Raw genomic sequence first — 3678 nt, 5'->3', positions numbered from 1 at the left:
GTTATCAAGATGCTGCTGTTTTTGCTGTTTGGTATATGGCATGGTTTATTCTCAAGCAGAGGATGTGATGGCGAGAATAATGAAAGGCTTTATTCGCTGCGGCAAGGTGAGGCTACCGGACGCTTACGTTAAAGTTTGTGATGCAAGAGGAGTTTTATCAAAGCCTGGCGACGCTGAAGTTGAGCCAGTATATTGGTTATATCGCCGAAGATCTGGTGATGGCGCTGGCGAAAAACGGCACGCTGCACAAAATGATGCATCTGCCTGCGAAGGGTAAACAGGTGGCACAAACCTTTAACCGAGCGATCATCCCAGAATCGGTGTTTTCGCTACAAAACAGCAGTGGTCACGGAATTGATTTTTTTGCCGAACTGGTGCCACCACCGCCGAACCAGTGGATCACCCTAGATGTCAAAGCGACTATGCGCAAAACGTTTTCTAATTGGGGAACGCCACGAACACCAGGGTTGAGTGAGGTGCAGAAGGATGCTGTGAAGAATTTATATTCACATGTGCAGGATTCCATGCGAGCTTTCAATGACGGTAACCCCTATAATCTAACTAAAGAACAATATGCAGCTTTGCGTAGGTTTGATAGGCATTATCAAATAGCACGTGAGGCAAAAACTAGCTGTGTGACAGCCTATGAGTTAAAGTTAGGCATGACTGAAGGGTTTCAATTGGCAACCAACCAAAAATACCCATCGATGATGGTATTAAAAGAGATTAAATAAGGAGAGGCTAAATGCCTTCAATAAAACAGATTAATAACTATTTATTAAAACATGAGCTAGCCAGAAAATACAAAGATAGATCAATATTTGAAGATGACTATGGATTTGAACTTTCAATAGAAGATTGTGATAACTCGCCCGATGGCGAATTAATTATTAATTCAGCCATGCTATTTACTCATACATATGGTCAATATGGACGATATTACCTTACCTTGGCTTGCTTAGAAAATCAGTTAGATAATAAATATCTTTGTGGTTACTTGTCTAATTCTATTATCGTTGTGTTGTGTGATTATTATGGTACTACCTCAATTGCAGAAGAGTTTGTACGAATGTTTAGTTTTCAAGCAGAAAAATTTCTCACGCTGATGGCCTGTAACCAATTCTCCTGTGCAGAGGCCAGTTATGATCAAATTATTGACGCGATTAAAAGCGGCAAAATGAGCAGAAGTACCCCGTGGGGCAGAAAAACCGAACAGAGCGAGCCAGGGCCGTTAGTGGAACAGCGGCTCGGTGTGTTACTGGTAGAGATGTTAGCCAGTGAACGTAAAGAGACGGTGGATTGGGCCAGTGCCAATATTCCGGCTGATCCGTTTTACCTGCGTTTTTGTCATGAGGCACTCTACAGCACCGATGAAACCCTGCTCAAAGAGTGGCTGGTTGCGCTGTGTGATAAGCATTTGGAGCACACCTCTCTGTTTTTAGAAAATGCTGAAAAATCGCCGCTGACTGGTTATGAAATTAAAGAACCGATGCTCTTGGCCTGGCCATTTGAGTACTATGCGGTAAAAAATTTCCGTGCCCGGCATGGATTATCCACCCCGGTGATTGAACACCCGTTATTTACCACGCCAATAGGTGGCGAACATCTGCCGGATTTCTCGCGCTGGGAAGCCCCCGAGTGGTTCCACCCGCTGCTGGAACGATTAATCAAAGTCGATAACCGCTTTACCACCATTTATGGTTTGATTGGTCAACCCCAATAAGTGATGGCCTGCCAAGCCGGTGTGATGAATGAGAACACACCAGCTTGGCGGCCTATTTATCAATACATTGCACATTACCCGGCCGATAGCACAGAAAAACAGGACGTTAAACCATGAGCGCTGTCTATGAAAATGTGAAGAAAACCGCTAGCTTGCGCGTCAGCAGTGGGAAAAAATCCAAGGGATTAGCGAATATCCAGAAACTCCATCTGGATGAGGTCCCGCCGCTCAAAGCCACCACGCGGCTATTTACCACCAATTTAAAAGACGCCAAAATCGAGTTACTCGGCCCGTTGCCGGATGGCAACACCCTGCTGAGGATATTGGCGAAAACCCGCAACGGGGAAAAACCACTGAAAGCGCATGTGGAGCTGTCATTAAGCCCTGATGAAGCGTTAAAGTTTGTGATGCAAGAGGAGTTTTATCAAAGCCTGGCGACGCTGAAGCTGAGCCAGTATATTGGTTATATCGCCGAAGATCTGGTGATGGCGCTGGCGAAAAACGGCACGCTGCACAAAATGATGCATCTACCGGCGAAGGGTAAACAGGTGGCACAAACCTTTAACCGAGCGATCATCCCAGAATCGGTGTTTTCGCTACAAAGATTTTTTTGCCGAACTGGTGCCACCACCGCCGAACCAGTGGATCACCCTAGATGTCAAAGCGACTATGCGCAAAACGTTTTCTAATTGGGGAACGCCACGAACACCAGGGTTGAGTGAGGTGCAGAGGAAGGCTACAAAAAATTTGCTTGATCATGTAGAGAGAGCTATTACTTCTTTTAACAAAGGAAATCCCTATAATCTAACTAAAGCGCAGAAAATTGCTTTAGTTAGATTTCAAGATGTTTATGAGGAGTCCAAAGCACTGAAGGCTAGTGTTGTCACTGCTTATGAGTTAAAATTTGGCATGACTGAAGGATTTCAATTGGCAACTAACCAAAAATACCCATCGATGATGGTATTAAAAGAGATAAAAGGAAAATAAAATGCCTTCAATTGATCAAATAAATATTTATTTGAAAAAACATGAACTTTATTTCGATTATAATAAGAAGCCAATTTTTATCGATGATGATATTTTTGAGATAAAGTTAAATGGATGTCTAAACTCTGATGATTGGAAAATAAAAATAAAATCATCATTATTGTTTTCATATACCTATAGCCAATATAGGGATTGTTATCTCACTACAGCTTACTTAGAAAACAGGTTAGATAACTCACTGTTATGTCACAGCTTAGTAAATTCCATCATGACCTTACTTTGTGACTACTATAGCACGACAGCTATAGCAGAAGAGTTTATAAGGTCATTCAGTTTCCAAGGAAAACATTTTCTCACTCAACTGGCCTGCAATCAGTTTTCCTGTGCAGAAGCCAGTTATGACCAAATTATTGAAGCGATTAAAAGCGGTAAAATGAGCAAGAGCACCCCGTGGGGTAGCGATGGTGATGGCAATATTTATCCGCCAGATCCTCAACGGCTCGGTGTGTTACTGGTAGAGATGTTAGCCAGTGAACGTAAAGAGACGGTGGATTGGGCCAGTGCCAATATTCCGGCTGATCCGTTTTACCTGCGTTTTTGCCACGAGGCGCTCTACAGCACCGATGAAACCCTGCTCAAAGAGTGGCTGGTTGCGCTGTGTGATAAGCATTTGGAGCATACCTCTCTGTTTTTAGAAAATGCTGAAAAATCATCAATCACGGGTTATGAAATTGATGATCCTATGCTCCTCGCCTGGCCGTTTGAGTACTATGCGGTGAAAAACTTCCGCGCCCGGCATGGCTTATCCACCCCGGTGATTGAACACCCGTTATTTACCACGCCAATGGGTGGCGAACATCTGCCGGATTTCTCGCGCTGGGAAGCCCCCGAGTGGTTCCACCCGCTGTTGGAGCGATTAATCAAAGTCGATAACCGCTTTACCACCATTTATGGTTTGATTGGTCAAC

The 3678-nt window shown here is 43.9% G+C and carries 4 protein-coding genes and 1 pseudogene; all 5 read left to right on the top strand.

The features are described from left to right. The first annotated feature begins 218 nt into the window (after window positions 1–218). Window positions 219–734, top strand: a complete 516-nt coding sequence (locus tag EOJ37_RS13755) for a hypothetical protein (protein ID WP_127960457.1) — start codon at window positions 219–221, stop codon at window positions 732–734. Window positions 735–745: 11 nt separating this feature from the next. Next, a complete protein-coding gene (locus tag EOJ37_RS13750; RefSeq protein WP_127960456.1) occupies window positions 746–1723 on the top strand; it encodes a hypothetical protein in 978 nt (325 codons plus the stop codon). Window positions 1724–1836: 113 nt separating this feature from the next. Further along, the gene (locus EOJ37_RS13745) at window positions 1837–2412 is read left to right on the top strand and encodes a hypothetical protein (protein ID WP_127960455.1); all 576 of its coding nucleotides are present in this window, start codon (window positions 1837–1839) and stop codon (window positions 2410–2412) included. After that, the gene (locus EOJ37_RS13740; RefSeq protein WP_127960454.1) at window positions 2393–2710 is read left to right on the top strand and encodes a hypothetical protein; all 318 of its coding nucleotides are present in this window, start codon (window positions 2393–2395) and stop codon (window positions 2708–2710) included. The genes EOJ37_RS13745 and EOJ37_RS13740 overlap by 20 nt, the downstream gene beginning before the upstream one ends. A 433-nt stretch (window positions 2711–3143) precedes the next feature. Then, window positions 3144–3678: pseudogene (locus tag EOJ37_RS13735) on the top strand (hypothetical protein); the annotation flags it as partial.

It is taken from the genome of Serratia microhaemolytica (genome assembly GCF_004011885.1).
In the GTDB taxonomy this organism is placed as follows: Bacteria; Pseudomonadota; Gammaproteobacteria; order Enterobacterales; family Enterobacteriaceae; genus Serratia_G; species Serratia_G microhaemolytica.
Note: the sequence above shows the minus strand (reverse complement) of the source record. Positions and strands in the feature narration are given on the sequence as shown.

Excerpts from the sequence above, each read along its gene's own strand:
- EOJ37_RS13755 (WP_127960457.1), top strand. The coding sequence starts at position 219 with ATGGCGCTGGCGAAAAACGGCACGCTGCACAAAATGATGCATCTGCCT.
- EOJ37_RS13750 (WP_127960456.1), top strand. The coding sequence starts at position 746 with ATGCCTTCAATAAAACAGATTAATAACTATTTATTAAAACATGAGCTA.
- EOJ37_RS13745 (WP_127960455.1), top strand. The coding sequence starts at position 1,837 with ATGAGCGCTGTCTATGAAAATGTGAAGAAAACCGCTAGCTTGCGCGTC.
- EOJ37_RS13740 (WP_127960454.1), top strand. The coding sequence starts at position 2,393 with ATGCGCAAAACGTTTTCTAATTGGGGAACGCCACGAACACCAGGGTTG.